Here is a 16,096-nt window from a genome sequence, read left to right on the forward strand (position 1 = left end):
CGGCGTCGGAGAGCGTGTCGTCGTCACCCTGCGGTGGTGGCACCATGACTGAACGATTCGTGGTGGTGGGTGCCGGCACCATGGGGCTCGGCATCGCGTACGTGGCGGCCGGCGCCGGCCACGCGGTGGACCTGGTCGAGGTGGACGGGGAACGCGGCGCGGCGGCCATGACCCGGCTCGCCGAACTGTGGGACCGGGGCGTCCGGCGCGGCAAGCTGACCGTGTCGCAGGCCGCCGCCAACCAGGAACGCGTCACCCTGCGGGCGGGGCTGACCGAGGTGGCCGCGCAGCCGCAGGTGATCGTGGAGGCGGTGCCGGAACGGCTCGACCTGAAGCGGACCGTGCTGGCCGAGGCGGAGGCGCTGCACCCGGCCCTGCTGGGCAGTAACACCTCCAGCATCCCGATCGCCGAGCTGGCCGAGGGCCTGAGCCGACCCGAGCGCTTCTGCGGGCTGCACTTCTTCAACCCGGTCTGGGCGATGGCGCTGCTGGAGATCGTGGTCGGCGCGGCCACCGCCCCGGAGACCGCCGCCGCCGCCGTCACGCTCGCCACCCGGCTGGGCAAGGACCCCGTGGTGGTACGCGACATGCCGGGCTTCGCCACCTCCCGGCTCGGGGTGGCGCTCGGGCTGGAGGCGATCCGGATGGTCGCCGACGGGGTGGCCGACGCGGCCGACATCGACAAGGCGATGGTGCTCGGCTACCGGCACCCGGTCGGGCCGCTGGAACTGACCGACCTGGTGGGTCTGGACGTACGCCTCGACATCGCCCGTACCCTCCAGGCCGCGTACGGGGACCGGTTCGCGCCGCCGCCGCTGCTCGTCGAGATGGTGGCGGCCGGGCGGCTGGGCAAGAAGTCCGGGAAGGGCTTCTACCACTGGGTCGACGGTGTGCGCTCCGACGGCACGGCGCAGGCCGGGGCGGGCGACGCCCCCGTGAGGGCGGTCCGATGAGCGGCGGGCTGCGGGTCGAGGAACGCCCGGACCGGCTGGTGGTCACGCTGGACCGGCCGGAGAAGCGCAACGCCATCGACGCCGACCTGATCGCCGCGCTGCACGAGGTCTGCGCCGACCTGGAGGCCCGCCCCCGGATGCTGCTGCTGACCGGCGGCACCGACGGGATCTTCGCCGGTGGGGCGGACATCGGCCAACTGCGCGAGCGGGGTCGCCTGGACGCGCTCGCCGCGATCAACTCGGCCGCGTTCGCCCGGATCCGATCGCTGCCGATGCCGACCGTGGCGGCCGTCGACGGTCCCGCGCTCGGCGGCGGCGCCGAACTGGCGTACGCCTGCGATCTGCGGGTCTGCACCGAACGGGCGGTCTTCGGCCAGCCGGAGGTCCGGCTCGGCATCCTGGCCGGTGCCGGCGCGACCCACCGGCTGCCGGCGCTGGTCGGCGAGGCACGGGCCAAGGAACTGCTGTTCACCGGTCGGCGGGTGGACGCGGCGGAGGCGTACCGGATCGGACTGGTCAACCGGGTGGCGGCGACACCGGAGGAGTTGCTGCCGGCCGCCCACGAGCTGATCGACGAGATGGCGAAGGGCTCGGCGCTGGCGCTGCGGCTGACCAAGCTCGCCGTCGACGCGCCGCCCGCCGCCCATCCGCACCTGGACCTGGTCAGCCAGGCGGTGCTCTTCGAGGACGACGAGAAGCACCGCCGGATGACGGAGTTCCTCCAACGGCGTCGCGGACACTGAGACCGACCGCAGAGACAGCGACGGCCGTACCGGAACCCTCCGGTACGGCCGTCGCTGTCGGATCGGTCAGCGGCCCAGCGCGGCCAGCGGCACGTCGGCGTCCGCCAGCGCCCGGATCACCGCAGCCGACTCGCTGAAGCCGATGATGAGTACGGCGTCGGCACCGAAATCCTTGATCTGCTTGGCGCCGTCACTGAAGTTGATCGGTGCGGCGTCGGCACCCTCGCCCGGCTCGTAGCCGAGCAGCGTCACCTTGTCGCCGCCGAACCCGGCCCGCTCCAGCTCGGCCCGGACGGCCTCCTGGAGGCCCTCGCCGTAGGCGTCCTTACGGGCCACGATGGCGATCTTCTGCGGCCCGTCGCGGAGCACCACGTCGGCCAACGCCCGACCCTGCAGGCTGTCCGGCGGCGCGGTACGGAAGTAGAGACCGTTGTCCTCCGCATCGGTCAGCGACGCGGCGGTGTTCGACGGGGAGAAGAGGATGCGGCCGGCCTTCACCACGTCCGGCAGGACGGCGGCCGAGATGCCGGAGGCGCCGGCCCCGATGATCACGTGCACCCCGGCGTCGACGTGGCTGGCGACCGTCCGCTTGGCGACCGTCGGGTCCGTGCCGTCGTCGCCGTCGATCCAGACCACGTCCTCGTCGAGCACACCGCCGGCCGCGTTGATCTCCTTGATCGCCAGCGCCACCCCCGCTGCGATCGGCGGGTACGCCAGGGCCAGGTCGCCGGTCTTGGGCAGCAGACCGCCGAGGACGAGCGGCGCGGTGCTGGTCTGCCGGTTGCCGCGCGGCGGGGCCTTCGTGCTCGCGGCCGACTCGTCGCCGGCACCGACGAACTCCGTCTTGGCGTCGTTGAGCTGCTGGTTGTCGAAGTGCAGCGTGGCGTAACTGGCGGTGGCGGGCTCACCGGCGTCGGTGAACCCGGCGCGGGTGATCGAGACGCTGCGGTACTCGATGTCGTCGCCGTCGCGGGCCAACTTCAGGCACTGGGCGGCGGTCTCGCAGCGGGTGCCCTCGTTGGTGACGCCGACGATCTGCCGGGCGATGGCCGCCGGGTTGGTGCTGCCGGCGAGTTCCGTGGCGAGGGCGCTGATCACCACCGCGTCGTACGCCTCGGCGGCGTAGAGGAAGTCGTTCAGCCCCGAGTCGATGGAGCGCAGCCGGTTCTTGAAGTCGTCCGGCAGCGGAGTCAGGGGAGTGGTGCCCTTCATGCCGTCGACCAGGTTGGCGCGATCCTGCAACTCTTCCGGGTACGAGTTGAGCATGTTGCCGTCCGTACCGTAGAGGCGCACCTGGTCGGCGCCCGCCTCCTCGGCCTGGTCGTTCCCGCATGCGCTGGTGGCGAGCAGGAGGGTGGCGCAGGTGGCCAGGATTGCCGCCCGCGAGCCGCGTGACATGTGCATCGTCGTCCTTCCTACGGCGAAGGTCCGCTGCGCAGACTAACGTGCCGTGACGCCCGGCGGGACCGTGGAGGCCTGTCTATCCGCAGGTCGCCCTCACTAATCACGGAGAGTGACATCCGACGGTGGCTTGACCGGGCCCCCTACCGTGCGGTGGGTGACCGACTCGCCACAGCAGACGTACGACGACGCCGCCGCCGTCCTCAGTTCGGCGCTCGACGGCGACTCCGACGGTGTGGTCGGGACATTCGACGCGGTGGTGGACCGGGCCGGGCTCGTCGGGGCGTACGACGTGGCATGGTGTCTGGCCGCCACCATGGTCGGCGATCCGGTGCCGCCGGGCGCCTGTGCGCTCGACTTCCCCGACATCGACCAGGCCGAGTACGACGCCCGGTGGGTGGCCCGCTTCGTCAGCGCGTACGCGAACGCGGATCTGGACACGGCCCGGGCCCTGTTCGGCGCGGCGGTGGCCGACGGGCTGCTGCCGGAGTGCCTGCTGACTCTGGCGGGTTCGACGGTGGCCACCCTGCGGCACCGGTCGGGGTGAGTCGGTCCGCCCTGCGGTGCCGCGTGAGCCGGAGCGCCCTGCGGTGCCGGGCCGCCACGATCGGCGGGACCGGTCGGGGCACCGCCCCTCAGGTGCCGGACTGGACCACCGTGCCGGCGTACCGGGACAGCAGCTCGTGCCAGCCGGCGGTCAGCGCCTGCCGGTAGCCCTCGGCGGCCTGGCCGTGCCGGTCGAAGTGCCGGTGTGCGACCTCGACGAGGGTGTCCGAGCCTTCCGGCGTGAACAGCACCTCGACCTCGCTGGCCTGCGCCGGGTCCGGCACCGGTGCGCGATCCGCACCGATCTGCCAGGTGAACACCAGCCGCCGGGGCGGATCCCAGGTCAGCACGCGGCCCCAGTCGTTGCGGAAGCCGTAGGGACCGATCTCGTAGAGCATGCCGCCAGCCTGTTGTTCCATGCCCAGTTCGGCCAGGGCCTCCGGGCCGGACCAGGTGTACTCCGTCACCCACCAGTCGGCGAGCCTGCGGGTGAACACCGCGTACGCCTGCTCGGGGGTGGCCGGGACGACCAGGGCGCTGTGGATCGTGAACCGTTCGTGATCCTGCTGGATGTCGACCGGATCGGTAATGCCCTGTCCCATAGGCCCGGACCATACCGGCTGATGCCCGCCTGCGCAGCTCCCGGCAAGGCCGTAACCTGCCGGAAGATCCGCTTACGGGTTGATTCCGGTCCGCTGCGGACATCGGCGGATGGCGGCCTTCGGAGCGGGTATCCGCCGCGCGGTGCCGCCGGGTGGTCCGGGCGGTGGGGCGGAGCGGAGAGCATGGGCGAACAGCCGCAGGAGTCGGTACCCGGGGCCGGACAGCCGCACGAGCCACGCCTCGGCCCGGAGCGCGCCCGTCCCGGCGCGGACGGCGACGGGCTCGCACGGGACGAGCCGGACGTCCTGCTGGACGTGCCGAGGGTGTCGGTCGACTCGATCCGGCTCTCCGTCGACGGGCTGGACGCCGACCTCTCCCTGCGGGCGCGGGTGGCCGGTCTCGTGGAGATCGACGCCGGGGCCCGTGTCCGTCTGGAGGGTGTGGACCTGGACATCACCGGCGCGCAGGCCCAGGCCCTGCTCAAGGTGCGCCTGGAGAAGCTGGTCACGATCCTCGACCGCGCGCTCACCACGATCGACCACAACCCACAGGTCATCGACGCGCCCGGGCGGGCGAACGGGGCGGAACGCCGACCAGCCGTACAGGCCGGGCCGACCGGGCAGCCCGGCCCGCAGGCGAGGGACCCGAGGGGTGAGCACCCCGGCCACCCGGCGAGCGGTGCCCGGCCCAGGCCCGCTGACCGCCCGGTGGGTGCAACCTCGGTCGGCCAGGTCGCGGACCGGACGGGCGGATCGCCGACCGGCCGGGGTGCCGGACCGGAGGGCCAGGCCGTCGGTCGGACCGCCGACCGGCCCGGCGACGCGCCGGAACCCGGGATCGGACCACCGGGCGGTGCCACCGACGAACTCGGACAACAGGTGGGAGCCATCGGGGCGGTGGCCGACCGGGCACCGGGTGGCGCTGGCGCGGGTCAGGACGGGCCGCCCGCGCGGGACAGGGCCGCGCAGGAGCCGGAGACTGGCACGGCGACGTCGTCCGGGCCCGAGCCGTCGGCGGCCCGCCAGTTGGCCGAGCAGACCGGGGAGAGCATCCTGCACGCGGGTCGCAGCGTCTGGGACGCGATCCAGAGCGGATTGGCGCAACGCCGCCAGGACGGCTGAACCTTCACCGCAAAGCAAAACGCCGACCGGCGAGTGCGCTGGTCGGCGTTTCTGTAGCCCGGCGAAAGGCTATGTGGCCAGGGGCGGGGTCGAACCGCCGACCTTCCGATTTTCAGTCGGACGCTCGTACCAACTGAGCTACCTGGCCGTGGTGCTCGGCTCATGCTACCCGGCCCACCGGCTTCCCGTCGGGAGGGTCACATGCCCCGATACGCAGAACGCCGCGCGAGGTGCGCGGCGTCAGCGCTTGCGGTCCTGACGGGACTTGAACCCGCGACCTCCGCCTTGACAGGGCGGCGAGCACTCCAACTGCTCCACAGGACCTAGCTGGTGTTGCATTCGACCGAAGTCGAACCGTGCCCCCAACGGGATTCGAACCCGTGCTACCGCCTTGAAAGGGCGGCGTCCTGGGCCGCTAGACGATGAGGGCGGCCCCGCTATCATTGCACATTCGCAACGTGAGCGGACTTGCTCCCATCCGGCCCCGCCGGAGGCTTGGAAAGCATACGTGATGTCTCACCGGTCGGCCAAACCGGTATGGCTACAGCCACAACGTCTCGTAAAACGGCAGCTCAGAGCGGGTCTAGTCGAGCTTGGTGATGCCGAGGTCGCGCTTCAGGGCGGCGATCACCCTGGTGCAGGCGGCGAGCGTGGCGGCCCGATTGCCGCCTCCGTCGTGCAGCAGCACCACCGCACCGGGCTTGGCGGCACGCTTCACCCGCTTCGCGATCGTGGCGGCGGTCGGCTTGGCCCAGTCCTGCGGGTCCACCGTCCAGTGCAGCGACCGCATGTCCAGCTTCTTGGCGACCCGGACCACTTCGGCGGTCCATCGGCCGCCGGGCTGGCGGTAGAACGGGATCTCCGCGTCGGGTACCGCCCGCCGGATCTCCTTGTTCGTCCGGACCAGGTCGGCGCGGATCTCGGCGACCGGACGCCGGGCCAGGTCGAGATCGTGGTTCCAACTGTGGTTGCAGAGCTGGTGCCCCTCCTGCACGATCCGCCGGAGCAGGTCCGGGTGCTTGCGGACCTGGCTGCCGACCACACAGAAGGTGGCGGTGACCCCGGCCTTCTCAAGTCGGTCGAGCACCTTGGGCGTCCAGGTCGGATCGGGTCCGTCGTCGAAGGTGAGCGCCACCCCCTCGGCCCCGGTGCTGCGGACCAGCCCGGCCGGCAGCTTCGCCGGCAGTGCCCGCAGCGGGGGCTTGGTCGGGGCCAGCGTCGGCGACGGCGACGGTGACGGCTCCGGCGGCAGGGCGGCCGACGGAGGAGGGCTGGACGGTGCGGTCGCCTGGGGCGAGTCGCCGCCACTGCCGCAGCCGGTGACCAGCAGGACCAGGCTCGTGACACACGCGAGCAGGACACGGGTACGCATCGTTCGCTCCCGAGAGGGGTTCGGGTTCGGCGGACTGCCCGACGCTAGTTCACCCGTTTTGAGTGGACAAACGCCGGGTCAGGGTGCCGCCGCTTTCCGTGCCGGCCGAAAGCCCCAAACATGCATGGATGCGTGCGAAGGCACCCGAAATTTCGATCAGGACGCGGCCGGACGGTCGAGCGAGTCGCGTACGGCGACGACGAGCGAGACCGCCTCGGTCAGGTCGACCGGACGGACCACCCCCGCCGGCAGGCTCTCGGCGAGCCACCCCGGCCCGGCCGCGAGGACCAGCAGGGGTCGACGGGGCACGGTGAGCAGGGCACACAGTTGGGCGGGATCGGCCGTGGCCCGGGTGTGTGACCAGACCACCACGGCGGCCGGTCCGGTCCGGTCGATCGCGTCCAGCAGTGCCGCCACCGGGACCCGGGCACCGAGCATCCGGTGCCCGACGCCGGCCTCGGACAACGCGGCGGCCAGCGCCTCCAGGGGCAGGCTGTGCTGCTCCTCGTCGGCGCAGGAGAGCAGGATGCGCGGCGCCCCGAGGATGGGGCGGCCGGCCGCCGCCGTGGCGAACGCCGCCGAGACGCAGCGCGAGACCAGATGCTCCACCTCGATCAGCGCGGCGGTCGCGGCGTGCCGCTGCCCGATGCCGGCGAGCACCGGGCGCAGTAGCCGGTCCCAGGTGCCGATCACGCCCTCGGTGGCCAGACTGCGGGTGATCGCCTCAGTGATCGCGACCGAGTCCAGTCGCATCGCGGCGCGGGCCAGGCCACGCGCTGCCGGACCGGCGCGACCCACCGGAATGGTGTTGCCACCGCCGTCCCGTGCGGTCCTCGACCGGGCGATGCCGCCCGCCGCCGTGGTCGGGGTCTGCCGGGCCCATCGCGCCGCCTCCGCCGGGCTGACCCCCTCGCCGGTGAGCCGTCGCATGATCTCCAGCCGGGCCAGGTCGGCCGCGGTGTAGCGGCGGTGGTGCCCGGGTACGTGCTCGCTGGGCCCGAGGCCGTAGCGCTGGTGCCAGGTGCGCAGCGTGGTCACCGCGACGCCGAGTCGCCGGGCGACCGCCCCCGCGCTCAGTGCCTCATCGGCCACCCGACCGCTCCGACCCGTCGCCGGCCGAGGCCGAGGGGTGCAGCAGGCGGTCCACCACGCCGGCCAGCCACGGCGCGTACGCGTCGGGGTCGCGGTCGAGCTCGGTGGTCAGCGCCGCAGGGTCGACCCAGCGCAGCTCGGCGACCTCGGCAGGCTCGGGTGTCAGTGGGGTGTCCGGCGAGAACTCGCCGCGCAGGACGTGGTCGTACTCCACCTCGACCCGACCGGTGGCCGGGTCCTCGGCGCGGTACACGTGCACCCCGACCTCGGTCAGCGTCACCGGACCGACGCCGAGTTCCTCGTGCAACCGACGGTTGGCGGACTCGGCCACGTCCTCGCCGGGCTGCGGGTGGCCGCAGCACGTGTTGGCCCAGCGCAGCGGGAACCGGGTCTTCGTCGCGGCCCGGCGCTGGAGCAGGATCCGGCCGTCCGGCGAGACGAGCAGCACCGAGAAGGCGCGGTGCAGTCGACCGGGGGTCTGGTGGGCGGCGGCCACGGTGGCCGACCCGGTCCGTCGGCCCGCCTCGTCGACCAGCTCGACCAGGTGGGCTTCCCGAGACAGTGACATCAGAGCAATCCTCCGTTCACCGGCCACCGCCGGTGATGCGACCGGCGGCCAGCTTGCCCGAGATGAGCACCATGGGCACTCCGACGCCGGGCTGCGTGCCCGAGCCGACGAACACCACGTTGGACAGCGACGGGTGCAGGTTCGACGGGCGGAACGGGCCGGTCTGGAACAGGGTGTGCGCGGCGGCGAACGGGGTGCCGGCGGCCATGCCCTGCTCCGCCCACTCGGCCGGGGTGATCGCCCGGAGCACCTCGACGCCCGCGCCGAAGCCGACGTAGCCGCGTTCCTCGAGAGTGGCGACGAGTTGGTCGGAATACCGGGCGGTGAGGTCGCCACGCCACTCGAAGGGTGCCCGTTCCAGGTTGGGCACCGGGGCCAGCACGTAGTAGGTGTGCCGTCCGGCGGGGGCGACCGACGGATCCGTCCGGCTCGGGTTGGTGACCAGCAGGGACGGGTCGCTCATCAGCTCGCCGCGCCGGATGACCTCGTCGAACGTGCCCTTCCAGGCGCGCCCGAAGTGGATGTTGTGGTGGGCGATGCGTCGGTAGCCCTGGGACGACCCGACGTGCAGCACGACGCAGGACGGCGAGTAGGTCAGTCGGCGCTGCCTGGCCTCCGGCAGCAGGTCGCGGTAGGCCACCGGCAGGTCGGGGTTGAGGACCACCACGTCGGCGGGGACGAACTCACCGTCGGCGGTCAGCACGCCGGTGGCCCGACCGTTGGCGGTCTGCACCCGGGTGACCGTGGTGCCGTACCGGATCTTGACGCCGTGCTTCTCGGCGGCACCGGCCAGCCCCCGGGAGACCGCGTGGATGCCGCCGCGCGGGAAGTAGACCCCGGCCACCGAGTCGAGGTAGGCGATGACCGCGTAGATGGCTAATGCGTCGTGCGGGGCGAGGCCGGCGTACATCGCCTGGAAGGAGAAGATGCGCCGGGTGCGGGGGTCGCGGAAGAACTGGTCGATCTTGGTTTGCAGACGCCGGAAGGCGCCGGTGGCGACCAGCTTGAGCAGGTTGGCGGTGAGCAGGTCGGTGGGCGCGTCCAGGTTACGGTCGATGAAGTCGGCCCGCTCCAGCCGCCAGAGGTTGCGGGCGAAGTCGACGAACCGCAGGTAGCCGTCGGCCTCGCGGGGCCCGCAGACCCGGGAGATCTCCGCCGCCATCCGGGCGGTGTCGGTCAGCACGTCGAGCGTGGAGCCGTCCGGGTAGTAGGCGCGGTACGCCGGGTCGAGCGGCATCAGGTCGACCCAGTCGGACAACTCCTCGCCCACCGCGCCGAGCGCCTCGGCGATCAGGTCGGGCATGGTGAGCACGGTGGGACCGGTGTCGAACTCGTAGCCGTCCACGCTGAGCCGCCCGGCTCGTCCGCCCGGCACCGGCTCACGTTCCAGCAGGGTCACCTGCCGTCCGCTGCCGGCCAGGTGCAGCGCGCAGGCCAGGCCACCGAGACCCGCCCCGACGACCACCACCCGATCCGTACGGCCGTCCACGGTCCGCACCGAGAATCTCCCCATCATGCCCTCCGGTGAGTGGCCACCGCCGCGAGACCGGCCAGCGCCACCCGCGCAGTCTCGTCCACGGCGACGGTGTCGAGCGCCGCCAGGGCCTGGTCGACCCGCTCGTCGATCATCCGCTCGATCCGGTCCACCGCGCCGGTGTCGACGACCACCTCGGCCAGCCGGGCGACCTGAGGCCCGGTGACCGGGCCGCCGGTGCCGTCCAGCTCCTCAAGTTGGGCCGGAGTGGCCATCTCCCGGGCCAGTACGAGCAGCGCGGTCGGCTTGCCGGTGCGGAGGTCGTCGCCGGCCGGCTTGCCGGTGGCGACCGGGTCGCCGTACACGCCGAGCAGGTCGTCGCGGAGCTGGAACGCCTCCCCGACGCAGAGGCCGTAGGCGGTGTACGCCGTAGTGAGCCGGTCGTCGTCGGTGACGCCGGCCAGGCTGGCGCCGAAGAGCAGCGGACGCTGGACGGTGTAGCTGGCGGTCTTGTAACGGGCCACCCGCAGCGCCCGGTCGACCGACCAGCTCTCCGGGTCGGCCTCGCCGAGGATGTCGAGGTACTGCCCGGCGACCGTCTCGACCCGCATCCGGTCGTATCCACGGCGCACCGAGAGCAGCCGACCCGGGGGTAGGGCGGCGCGGGACAGCAACTGGTCGGCCCAGACCATGCAGAGGTCGCCGATCAGCACCGCGACGGCCTCGCCGAAGCGGCCCGAGTCGCCGTGGCGGCCCGCGGCGGCGTGCTGGGCGGCCACCGCCATGTGGGCGGTGGGTCGGCCGCGACGGGTGGCGGACGCGTCCATCACGTCGTCGTGCACGAGCGCGAAGGTGTGCAGCAGCTCCAACGTGGCCAGTGCGGGCAGCACCGGGGCCAGCGGTTCGTCGCCGCCGACCGCGCCACGCCATCCCCAGTAGGCGAATGTCGGGCGGACCCGCTTGCCGCCGGCGAGGACGTAGTCACGTGCCGTTGCGGCGAAACCGCCCATCGCCGCGTCGATTTCGGTCAGCGCGTCGACCTCGGCGGTCAGGAACTCAGTGAGGGTCTCATCGACGGCGGCGACGAGATCCCGGGTGTAAGCGGCCAGGACGGCCCGGATCGGGTCGTCGTTCCCGACCGGCTGCTCAGGCCCCACGCGAAGCAGGTTACCGGTAAGTCGGTCGCTGGCCATGCGGCTGAGCGTACCCTAAGGTTTCAAGTTGCGTCGATTGCTGCGTCGGTTTTCGAGGAGGGCCCGTGGAGACGGATCTCAGCGCCGCCTACGAGAGGTGCCGTGAGCTGCACAAACGCCACGGGCGTACCTACTATCTCGCCACCCGCCTCCTACCCGCATGGAAACGGCGTCATGTGCACGCCTTATATGGATTCACCCGGTACGCGGACGAGATCGTCGACCAGACAGAGGCGTTGCCGCCGCCGGCGCGTGCCGCCCGGCTGGACGACTGGGGCGGCCGGTTCATCGCGGGTCTGCACGGCGAGCAGGTCGACGACCCGCTACTGCCGGCGGTGCTGCACACCATCGCCGTGTTCGACCTGGACCGGGAGGACTTCGCCGCGTTCCTCAAGAGCATGGCGATGGACCTCACCGTGACCTCGTACCGCACCTACGCCCACCTGCTGGACTACATGGAGGGCTCGGCGGCGGTCATCGGCACGATGATGCTGCCGATCCTGGGCAGCTCCGCCCCGGCGGCGGCCCGGGAACCGGCCCGTCAACTGGGCTTCGCGTTCCAGCTCACCAACTTCGTCCGGGACGTCGCCGAGGACCTCGACCGGGGCCGGACGTACCTGCCGGAGGAGGACCTGGAGACCTTCGGGGTGACCCGCGAGGACCTGCTGGCCTGTCGGGCGGCGGGTCGGACCACCGAGCCGGTGCGGGAGGTGATCCGGCACGAGGTGGCCCGCGCCCAGACCCACTACGCCGCTGCCGCACCGGGGGTGCTGCTGCTCGACTCCGCCTCGCAGGCCTGCATCCGCACCGCGTACGCGCTGTACGGCGGGATCCTCGACGAGGTGGCCGCCCAGGACTACGACGTGTTCGTCCGGCGTGCCACCGTGCCCCGGCGACGCCGGTTGGCGGTCGCCTCCCGCGCCCTGCTCACCCCGGCCGGTACGCCGGTCGAGCTGCCCGGGCCCCGGCTGTCGTGAGCGCTCGTACCGCTGTCGTGCTGTTCACCCGCGACCTGCGGGTGCACGACCACCCGGCGCTGGCGACGAGCTGTGCCGCCTTCGACCGGGTGGTGCCGTTGTACGTGCTGGACCCGGTGCTGGCGCGACGCTCTCCCAACCGCACCCGTTTCCTGCACCAGAGTCTCGCCGACCTGCGCGACGCGCTGCGTCGGCTCGGCGGTGACCTGGTGCTGCGGCACGGCGACCCGGTGGCCGAGACGATCCGGCTGGCCGGGGAGGTGGGCGCCGAGGCCGTGGCACTGTCGGCCGACGTCTCCCGGTACGCCACCCGGCGGGCCGACCGGCTGCGCGCCGAGTGCGACCGGCATCGGCTGCACCTGCGCTTCTTCCCCGGTCTGACGGTGGTCGATCCGGGGGCGACGAAGCCGAGCGGTGGCGACCACTACCGGGTGTTCAGCCCGTACCACCGGGCCTGGAGCGGGCAGCGGTGGCGCGACGAACTGGCCGCGCCGTCCCGGGTGTCGCTGCCGGGAGGGGTTTCGGTGGGCCGCCTCCCGGCGCTGCCCGACGGCGAGTCACCGGACGCGGCGGTGGGTGGCGAGACGGAGGCGCGGCGTCGGCTCGACCGGTGGCTGCCGCACCTGGCCGACTACGGCGACCGGCACGACGACATGGCCGGTGACGCCACCTCCCGGATCAGCCCCTACCTGCGGTTCGGCTGCGTGTCGCCGCTGACCGTGGCGAACCGGGCCGGTGACCCCGCATCACCCTTCGTCCGCCAGGTCTGTTGGCGGGACTTCTACCACCAGGTCACCGCCGCCTTCCCGGACATCTCCCGGACGGCCTACCGACGCAACGCCACCGAGCAGTGGCGGTACGACGACGAGGCGATCGAGGACTGGACGGCGGGCCGTACCGGCGTTCCGATCGTGGACGCCGGGATGCGGCAGTTGCGGGCGGAGGGCTGGCTGCACAACCGGGCGCGCCTGATCACCGCCGGCTACCTGACCAAGTCGCTCGGTCTTGACTGGCGCTCCGGGCTGGCGGTCTATTCCCGGTGGCTGCTGGACGGGGACGTGGCCAACAACTCGGGCAACTGGCAGTGGGTGGCCGGCACCGGCAACGACACTCGGCCGTACCGGGGGTTCAACCCGATCCGGCAGGCCGAACGGTACGACCCGGAGGGCGCGTACGTGCGGCGCTGGGTGCCGGAGTTGGCGGCGGTGTCCGGCAAGGCGGTGCACCAGCCGTGGCGGCTGCCCGAGGCGCTCCGCGAGAGCCTGGACTACCCGCCGCCGACGGCGGCGCGTGCGGTGGATCCGGTCTGGCTGCGCTGAGACGCGCCGGGTGGGCCGGGTGGTCGGCGGGCGGCCGGTGCGCGATGCTGACGGCATGGCGGAGCCGGAAGTCGTGGACGTGGTCGTGCTCGGGCTCGGTGTCGGCGGTGAGGAGGTGGCCGGGCGGCTCGCCGAGGCCGGTCTCACCGTGGTCGGCGTCGAGCGGAACCTGGTCGGCGGGGAGTGCCCGTACTGGGGCTGCATCCCGAGCAAGATGATGATCCGGGCGGCCAACGCGCTGGCCGAGGCGCGGCGGGTCGACGGGCTCGCCGGCACCGCCCAGGTGCGGCCGGACTGGGCGCCGGTGGCGCAGCGGATCCGCTCGGAGGCCACCGACGACTGGGACGACCGGGTCGCCGTGGAACGCTTCACCGGCAAGGGCGGGCACTTCGTCCGGGGCGGCGGCCGACTCGACGGCCCGGGTCGGGTACGTGTCGGCGATCGGGTCTTCCAGGCCCGGCACGGGGTCGTGGTGGGCACCGGAACCGCGCCGTCGGTGCCGCCGATCGACGGGCTGGCCGGTACGCCGTACTGGACGAACCGGGAGGCCGTCGAGGTCGAGGAGTTGCCCGAGTCGCTGCTGGTGCTGGGCGGCGGGGCGATCGGCCTGGAGCTTTCCCAGGTGTTCGCCCGGTTCGGCGTACGTGTCACCGTGGTCGAGGCCTTCGACCGGGTGCTCGCGGTGGAGGAGCCGGAGGCGTCCGAGGTGGCCGCCGCCGCGTTGCGTGCCGACGGTGTCGAGATCCACACCGGGGTGCGCGCGGCCCGGGTGGCGCACGGCCCGGACGGGTTCACCCTGTACGGCGCGGACGGCGCGGAGTTCACGGCCGAGCGGCTGCTGGTGGTGACCGGCCGCCGTGCCCACCTCGACGAGTTGGGGCTGGACACGGTCGGGGTCGACGCGAGTCGTCGGTACCTGGCCGTGGACGACCGGCTGCACGTCACCGACGGGATCTGGGCGGTCGGCGACGTGACCGGCGAGGGGGCGTTCACCCACATCGCGATGTACCAGGCGTCCATCGTGGTCGCCGACCTGCTCGACCACGTACGGCGGGCGGACGGCGGCGCGGATCCCAGCGGCACCTCCAGTGTGGTCGGTGGCGCGGTCGGTGTGGCCAGCTCGTTGGCGGCCACCGGGTCGGGCGGCGGGGCCGGTTCGGTGCCCCGCGCCGACTACCGGGCGCTGCCCCGGGTCACCTTCACCGACCCGGAGATCGGCGCGGTCGGTCTGACCGAGCAGCAGGCCCGGGAGCGCGGCGTCAACGTGCAGGTCGGCTTCACCGAACTCGCCTCGTCCACCCGGGGGTGGATCCACCGCACCGAGGGCGCCGGGTTCATCAAGCTGATCGCCGACGCCGACCAGGGGGTGCTGGTCGGGGCCACCTCGGCCGGTCCGGCCGGTGGTGAGGTGCTCTCCGGTCTGGCGGTGGCGGTGCATGCGGCGGTGCCGGTGGCGCAGCTCCGGCACATGATCTACGCGTATCCCACGTTCCACCGGGCGGTGTCCGAGGCGTTGCGGGATCTGGGCTCGTGATCTGACGTCACCCGTCAGTCCGTGACAGATGGCTGTTCTGTTTTTGCAGCCACACGACGTAGGATTGCGGCCGTGACGAAACGGTTGACCGAGGTGGCCCGCAAGGCGGGCGTCAGCGAAGCCACCGTGAGTCGGGTGCTCAACGGCCGCGGTGGCGTGGCCGAGGCGACCCGGACCGCGGTGCTCACCGCCCTGGACGTGCTCGGCTACGAACGCCCGAGCAAACTGCGCGGCGAACGGGCCCGGCTGGTGGGTCTGGTGCTGCCCGAGTTGCAGAACCCGATCTTCCCGGCGCTCGCCGAGGTGGTCACCGGTTCCCTGGCGCAACGCGGGTTCACCCCCGCCCTCTGCGCCCGGACCATCGGCGGGGTCTCCGAGTCGGCGTACGTGGAGATGCTGCTCGACCACCAGGTCTCCGGGGTGATCTTCGCCGGTGGTTCGTACGCGTTGGCCGACGCCTCGCACGAGCACTACCGCCGGCTGACCGACCGGGGCCTGCCGGTGGTGCTGGTCAACGCCGGGGTCGACGAGTTGGGCTTCCCGCGCGTCTCGACCGACGACGCGGTGGCGGTGGAGCAGGCGTACGGCCACCTGCGTTCGCTCGGGCACGAGCGGATCGGCCTGGTGCTCGGCCCGGAGGACCACGTGCCGTCGCAACGCAAGCTGGCCGCCCTGGGGCGGGTCGCCGGCTGGGGCGACGACACCGAGTTGGTGGCCCGGTCCAGCTTCTCCATGGAGGGTGCCCGGGTCGCCGCGACCAAGCTGGTCGACCGTGGGGTGACCGGGGTGATCTGCGCCAGCGACGTGCTGGCCCTCGGCGCGATCCGCGCGGTCCGCCGGCTCGGCCGCTCGGTGCCGGGTGACGTCTCGGTGGTCGGTTTCGACGACTCCGCGTTCATGACCTGCACCGACCCGCCGCTGACCACGGTGCGCCAGCCGATCGAGACCATGGGGCAGGCCGCCGTGGACCTGCTGGTGACCCAGATCGAGGGCGGCGGTGTGCTCACCGACGAGCTGCTCTTCGAGCCGGAGCTGGTGGTACGCGGCTCGACCGCGCCCGCGCCCGGACGTTGATCCCGTCCGTCGGCCCGGGGCGTCGACCCCGGCCGACGTCCGCCCTCCGCTGACCCCGCGCGACCTCTGAAGGCCGCCGACCGCTGCTCGCGGTCGGCGGCCTTCGTCGTCGCGGCGGCGACGAGA

The 16,096-nt window shown here is 72.7% G+C and carries 15 protein-coding genes and 3 tRNA genes; 8 read left to right on the plus strand and 10 right to left on the minus strand.

The window, feature by feature from the left end:
• Nucleotides 1-44 precede the first annotated feature (44 nt).
• Nucleotides 45-953 carry a 3-hydroxyacyl-CoA dehydrogenase family protein gene (locus ACIBMZ_RS08365; RefSeq protein WP_396691928.1) on the plus strand — a complete coding sequence of 303 codons (909 nt, stop codon included), beginning with the start codon at nt 45-47 and terminating at the stop codon, nt 951-953.
• On the plus strand, nt 950-1,696 hold the full coding sequence (locus ACIBMZ_RS08370; RefSeq protein ID WP_396691929.1) for an enoyl-CoA hydratase/isomerase family protein: 747 nt from the start codon (nt 950-952) through the stop codon (nt 1,694-1,696). The genes ACIBMZ_RS08365 and ACIBMZ_RS08370 overlap by 4 nt, the downstream gene beginning before the upstream one ends.
• 66 nt (nt 1,697-1,762) lie before the next feature.
• On the opposite strand, the gene ACIBMZ_RS08375 is transcribed toward ACIBMZ_RS08370, so the two are convergent.
• Nucleotides 1,763-3,100: an ABC transporter substrate-binding protein gene (locus tag ACIBMZ_RS08375; protein ID WP_396691930.1), complete on the minus strand. Its 1,338-nt coding sequence runs from the start codon at nt 3,098-3,100 to the stop codon at nt 1,763-1,765.
• A gap of 154 nt (nt 3,101-3,254) precedes the next feature.
• On the opposite strand from ACIBMZ_RS08375, the gene ACIBMZ_RS08380 reads away from it, so the two are divergent.
• Entirely contained in the window at nt 3,255-3,644 is a 390-nt protein-coding gene (locus tag ACIBMZ_RS08380; protein ID WP_396691931.1) for a hypothetical protein, read from the plus strand.
• A gap of 88 nt (nt 3,645-3,732) precedes the next feature.
• On the opposite strand, the gene ACIBMZ_RS08385 is transcribed toward ACIBMZ_RS08380, so the two are convergent.
• Nucleotides 3,733-4,245 (minus strand): SRPBCC family protein, encoded by a 513-nt coding sequence (locus ACIBMZ_RS08385; RefSeq protein ID WP_396691932.1) that lies wholly within the window; start codon nt 4,243-4,245, stop codon nt 3,733-3,735.
• Between the two features lie 183 nt (nt 4,246-4,428).
• Between ACIBMZ_RS08385 and ACIBMZ_RS08390 the strand changes: the two genes are divergently transcribed.
• Nucleotides 4,429-5,367: a hypothetical protein gene (locus ACIBMZ_RS08390; protein ID WP_396691933.1), complete on the plus strand. Its 939-nt coding sequence runs from the start codon at nt 4,429-4,431 to the stop codon at nt 5,365-5,367.
• Between the two features lie 74 nt (nt 5,368-5,441).
• Here the strand turns inward: ACIBMZ_RS08390 and ACIBMZ_RS08395 are convergent.
• The 8 genes from ACIBMZ_RS08395 to ACIBMZ_RS08430 form a co-directional block, all read right to left on the minus strand.
• A tRNA-Phe gene (locus ACIBMZ_RS08395) sits at nt 5,442-5,515 on the minus strand.
• Nucleotides 5,516-5,617: 102 nt separating this feature from the next.
• Nucleotides 5,618-5,691, minus strand: a tRNA-Asp gene (locus ACIBMZ_RS08400).
• A 33-nt stretch (nt 5,692-5,724) separates the two neighbouring features.
• Nucleotides 5,725-5,797, minus strand: a tRNA-Glu gene (locus ACIBMZ_RS08405).
• Nucleotides 5,798-5,950: 153 nt separating this feature from the next.
• Nucleotides 5,951-6,739, minus strand: coding sequence for a polysaccharide deacetylase family protein (locus ACIBMZ_RS08410; protein ID WP_396691934.1), 789 nt, complete (start codon nt 6,737-6,739; stop codon nt 5,951-5,953).
• A 156-nt stretch (nt 6,740-6,895) separates the two neighbouring features.
• The gene (locus ACIBMZ_RS08415) at nt 6,896-7,831 is read right to left on the minus strand and encodes a MerR family transcriptional regulator (RefSeq protein WP_396691935.1); all 936 of its coding nucleotides are present in this window, start codon (nt 7,829-7,831) and stop codon (nt 6,896-6,898) included.
• A complete protein-coding gene (idi, locus tag ACIBMZ_RS08420; protein ID WP_396691936.1) occupies nt 7,821-8,399 on the minus strand; it encodes an isopentenyl-diphosphate Delta-isomerase in 579 nt (192 codons plus the stop codon). Before idi ends, ACIBMZ_RS08415 begins: the two co-directional genes overlap by 11 nt.
• A gap of 16 nt (nt 8,400-8,415) precedes the next feature.
• Nucleotides 8,416-9,897, minus strand: a complete 1,482-nt coding sequence (crtI, locus tag ACIBMZ_RS08425) for a phytoene desaturase family protein (RefSeq protein WP_396691937.1) — start codon at nt 9,895-9,897, stop codon at nt 8,416-8,418.
• A 14-nt stretch (nt 9,898-9,911) separates the two neighbouring features.
• Nucleotides 9,912-11,066, minus strand: a complete 1,155-nt coding sequence (locus ACIBMZ_RS08430; RefSeq protein WP_396691938.1) for a polyprenyl synthetase family protein — start codon at nt 11,064-11,066, stop codon at nt 9,912-9,914.
• A gap of 65 nt (nt 11,067-11,131) precedes the next feature.
• Here ACIBMZ_RS08430 and ACIBMZ_RS08435 point away from each other — a divergent pair, with 65 nt between their 5' ends.
• From ACIBMZ_RS08435 to ACIBMZ_RS08450, 4 genes are all read left to right on the plus strand, one after another.
• A complete protein-coding gene (locus tag ACIBMZ_RS08435) occupies nt 11,132-12,043 on the plus strand; it encodes a phytoene/squalene synthase family protein (protein ID WP_396691939.1) in 912 nt (303 codons plus the stop codon).
• Nucleotides 12,040-13,362: a cryptochrome/photolyase family protein gene (locus tag ACIBMZ_RS08440; RefSeq protein ID WP_396691940.1), complete on the plus strand. Its 1,323-nt coding sequence runs from the start codon at nt 12,040-12,042 to the stop codon at nt 13,360-13,362. Before ACIBMZ_RS08435 ends, ACIBMZ_RS08440 begins: the two co-directional genes overlap by 4 nt.
• A 55-nt stretch (nt 13,363-13,417) precedes the next feature.
• Nucleotides 13,418-14,896: a dihydrolipoyl dehydrogenase family protein gene (locus tag ACIBMZ_RS08445; RefSeq protein WP_396691941.1), complete on the plus strand. Its 1,479-nt coding sequence runs from the start codon at nt 13,418-13,420 to the stop codon at nt 14,894-14,896.
• A 72-nt stretch (nt 14,897-14,968) separates the two neighbouring features.
• Nucleotides 14,969-15,970, plus strand: coding sequence for a LacI family DNA-binding transcriptional regulator (locus tag ACIBMZ_RS08450; protein WP_396691942.1), 1,002 nt, complete (start codon nt 14,969-14,971; stop codon nt 15,968-15,970).
• The last annotated feature ends 126 nt before the right edge of the window (nt 15,971-16,096 follow it).

It is taken from the genome of Micromonospora sp. NPDC049900, from assembly GCF_044461025.1.
GTDB lineage: Bacteria > Actinomycetota > Actinomycetes > Mycobacteriales > Micromonosporaceae > Micromonospora.

Coding starts and splice junctions, on each gene's coding strand:
- ACIBMZ_RS08365 (WP_396691928.1), top strand. CDS start 45: ATGACTGAACGATTCGTGGTGGTGGGTGCCGGCACCATGGGGCTCGGC.
- ACIBMZ_RS08370 (WP_396691929.1), top strand. CDS start 950: ATGAGCGGCGGGCTGCGGGTCGAGGAACGCCCGGACCGGCTGGTGGTC.
- ACIBMZ_RS08375 (WP_396691930.1), bottom strand. CDS start 3,100: ATGCACATGTCACGCGGCTCGCGGGCGGCAATCCTGGCCACCTGCGCC.
- ACIBMZ_RS08385 (WP_396691932.1), bottom strand. CDS start 4,245: ATGGGACAGGGCATTACCGATCCGGTCGACATCCAGCAGGATCACGAA.
- ACIBMZ_RS08390 (WP_396691933.1), top strand. CDS start 4,429: ATGGGCGAACAGCCGCAGGAGTCGGTACCCGGGGCCGGACAGCCGCAC.
- ACIBMZ_RS08410 (WP_396691934.1), bottom strand. CDS start 6,739: ATGCGTACCCGTGTCCTGCTCGCGTGTGTCACGAGCCTGGTCCTGCTG.
- idi (WP_396691936.1), bottom strand. CDS start 8,399: ATGTCACTGTCTCGGGAAGCCCACCTGGTCGAGCTGGTCGACGAGGCG.
- ACIBMZ_RS08430 (WP_396691938.1), bottom strand. CDS start 11,066: ATGGCCAGCGACCGACTTACCGGTAACCTGCTTCGCGTGGGGCCTGAG.
- ACIBMZ_RS08445 (WP_396691941.1), top strand. CDS start 13,418: ATGGCGGAGCCGGAAGTCGTGGACGTGGTCGTGCTCGGGCTCGGTGTC.